1 protein-coding gene is annotated in these 983 nt (G+C 70.7%); it reads right to left on the bottom strand.

What is annotated here, in order from left to right; translation table 11 throughout:
* Nucleotides 1–135: 135 nt before the first annotated feature.
* Entirely contained in the window at nt 136–912 is a 777-nt protein-coding gene (locus D7X74_RS42100; RefSeq protein ID WP_120538482.1) for a hypothetical protein, read from the bottom strand.
* Nucleotides 913–983 lie beyond the last annotated feature (71 nt).

Raw genomic sequence — 983 nt, forward strand, 5'->3', positions numbered from 1 at the left:
GCGGGGAAGACATGGGATGGCGCTCCTGAAGACAGTCATCCTCCCGCCCACCTTCCGGGCGCAAGGGGCGGCGGCCGCGGTCTGGAGGGAACCTGGAGACACTGTCTGTCGTCGGGTCCGCTCCCGCGTGGAAGGTCAGGGCGGGGACTTCGGCAACGGGCGCGTTGCCCAGAGGGCCCACAACGACAGGTACCAGGGCAGGATGGCCGCTTGAAGGGGCTCACGTCCGTTCCAGAGGGAGGCGCCAGCGATCAACACCCAGGGGATCGCCTGCACCGCGAGGAGCGTCGAGCCGATGCTCTGCAGCCAGCGGCGCTTCAAGGCATGACCGCACAGCGAAACCAGCGGCGGCAGCCAGATGAACGCCGCCAGGAACGCGATGGACATCGCGGTGTCGCGCGTGAACCGAGGGGGAAGCACGTGGCTGGAGCGCCGGACCGTCAGGTCATTCCACACAGCCCATGAGCCGAGGACCGTCAGGTACAGCGTGAGGATCGCCAGGGAGGCGAACCCGCCCCTCCCGATTCCCGTCCGGGGAGGCTGCGTGGGCGGGGCCTGCCCCATCAACTCGGGTGGCACCTCCAGCGCGTATGGAAAGCCCAACGCCAGCAGGGCATCCCGCGCCGCGTGACGCACCGTCTTCCCGTTCCGGCCCGTGTAGTCGCCCACGGGATTGTCGCGGGCCATCAGGTGCAGCAGCAGGTCGGCGCGCGCCCGGTGCGGTTCTTCCGCCGCCGGTGCCCGGCCCAGCGCGTCGACGAGCAGGTAGACGTCCGAACGCGTCGCGGCCGGGGAACGGACCTCCTCCAGCAGGTCCTTCAGCGCGGAGGGCGTCCGCCCGGCCCCCGTGTCGGAAGGAGACTCCGCCGCGTTGGAGACAGGCTTCGCGTGGCGTGGATCCGACCGTGACATGGCGTGCGCTCCCTGGACGCTTCATCCACCGCCGGGCCACCCGGGGGCAAGGGGGTGGCCCGGCGGTGGAT

It is taken from the genome of Corallococcus sp. CA047B, assembly GCF_003612065.1.
In the GTDB taxonomy this organism is placed as follows: domain Bacteria; phylum Myxococcota; class Myxococcia; order Myxococcales; family Myxococcaceae; genus Corallococcus; species Corallococcus praedator.